The organism is Microcoleus sp. OTE_8_concoct_300 (assembly GCF_031383065.1).
GTDB lineage: Bacteria > Cyanobacteriota > Cyanobacteriia > Cyanobacteriales > Microcoleaceae > Microcoleus.
The window spans coordinates 1-2016 of the sequence record NZ_JANMZH010000890.1 but is presented as its reverse complement, the minus strand read 5'-3'; the positions used below and the strand labels follow the sequence as shown (position 1 = coordinate 2016).

General features: G+C 48.2%; 2 protein-coding genes. Both read right to left on the bottom strand.

Annotation, left to right across the window (positions count from 1 at the left end; all coding sequences use genetic code 11):
* Positions 1-209: 209 nt before the first annotated feature.
* Positions 210-1097: an ROK family protein gene (locus ACUVJL_RS38720; protein ID WP_445250661.1), complete on the bottom strand. Its 888-nt coding sequence runs from the start codon at positions 1095-1097 to the stop codon at positions 210-212.
* A 225-nt stretch (positions 1098-1322) separates the two neighbouring features.
* Positions 1323-2016, bottom strand: a 694-nt coding sequence (locus ACUVJL_RS38715) for a tetratricopeptide repeat protein (protein ID WP_445250660.1), incomplete at its 5' end; no start/stop codon positions are given.

The following is a 2016-nucleotide window of genomic DNA, read 5'->3' as shown; positions in this document are numbered from 1 at the left end:
ACCGGGTTTTTTTAAGAAAAAACACAGGTTGTGACCCCCAGACTCAGTAAAAAACCCGGTTTCTTTGGTATGTGTGCGTCCAGGACTGTAGTTAGAAAGAAGTCATTAGTCATGAGTCATTAGTCATTAGTTTAGTCCTGGACTCACCGAGGCTCAGAAATTAGATATGAAAAAAGCGCAGTCAAAGGCGCTGCCTTTTAAAAATTTAACTATTGAGCAAGCTGCCAAGCTAATTTTGCCGCGCCTACCATGCCTGCTTGATTGCCCAATTCAGCCACCAATAACTGCAAATCTTCCCGAGAACTCGGCAGTACCCGCCGCTCAATTTCTTCTCGAACCTGCGGTAAGAAAAATTCTGCACCTGCACTAATTCCACCGCCGATAATAATAGCTTCCGGCGTCAAAATATAAATTATGCTGGCTAAACCGATACCGAGATAGCGCCCGTATTCTTGCCAGAATTCTAAAGCTTTGGCATCTCCCGACTTAGCTAGATTTGCTAATTCTAGGGGTTCCAAACCCGTTTCTCGGCGAATTGCTTGCACCGAAACATACTGTTCTAAAGAACCGCGATTGCCACTGTTGCACTCGGGGCCGTCTGGATTTATAGTAATCAATCCTAGTTCTCCGGCGGCGCCTCGATGACCTGTAAATAGTTGGCCGTCTAGGATAACTGCACCGCCGACTCCTGTACCTAAAGTTAGTAAGATTAGGTCTTTAAAGTGCCTTCCTGCGCCCAACCAAGCTTCTCCCAATCCGGCACAGTTGGCATCATTTGCTAATATGGTCGGCAGTCCGGTTTTAGCTTCCAACCAGTCAGCGAGGGGGACATTTTGCCAGTTTTTGAGGTTAATTGCTACTCTGGCTATGCGGCCGGCGGCGTCTGCAGGGCCAGGAGTGCCGATGCCGATCGCACTTACAGCATTTTCGACCGGATTCAGTTGTAAAATAGCATCCGTCATTGTGGCTAAAACGGCTTCTGGCGTTGCGGGTTGAGGGGTTGGGACAGTTAAGGATTGGTGACAAATGCCGTCTTCGCTATATCTGCCGAGTTTAATTGCAGTTCCGCCTAAGTCGATGCCGATTACTTGTGTCATGCGATTTGGGTTTTGGATGCCAGGATTTGGGATTAATCTTAATAGTATAAATATATTGTAGGGTGCGCTAGGCGCACCTTACCAATTAAGTTTGTAGTGAGGACGGAAGTCCTAAAATTCCTCTTTTAACTGTATGATAATTAGCGAGGCAAACTCGGCTTAATTCTTAATATTATCATAGCCATCGCAAACTTTAGCCCAAAGGCTGGATACAAGCGAGTTCGCCTATTCAATTTGTTCTAACTTACGTTGCGCTACGTCTCGGTTGTGTAAAGCATCGTGGTAGTCTGGTTTGAGAGCAATTGCCTGGTTATAAGATGCGATCGCCTCTGAAAATCGTCCTAAATTATACTGCTGATTCCCTCTCTCGCACCAAGCTTTCGCCTCTACAGCAATAACTTCAGATTCTTCCTCCGCACCCTCAGCGCCGCTGCGGTTCTCTTCCCCAGAAAAACCCAAACCATTCCCAACAAACACGGCCTCAATTACCCTCCCCTTCCCACCATCATCCTCAACCTCCGGCAGCGGAAATCGTGTCAATATCTCCCGCCCTATTTCCCTCGCCACCTCTGACAATTCCCCGCTGCCAATTCTACCTAACAATACCAGCCGCTGCGCCAATTCCTGAAGCGATGCCACCGCATCCGTAGCAGCGGTTTCATCATGTTCGCCCTCTAACAATCTTTTCCCAAACCGTCGCAACCAAGCTGCCAATTCACCATCTTTAAGGCGTTTTGCGATTAAGAATCCCGCTACATCCCCTCGACTCCAGCCGGCATTCACCCCTTCCAGGATTTCCATGAATTTCGACTCGTATTCCGCGTCAGTTAGGGTGGGGCGGATGGCGGTATTTGCCGGCGGTGGGGTGGGTGGGGTTGGGTATCCGAATATTCGCTGAAATAGTCGTTTGAAGAATTGC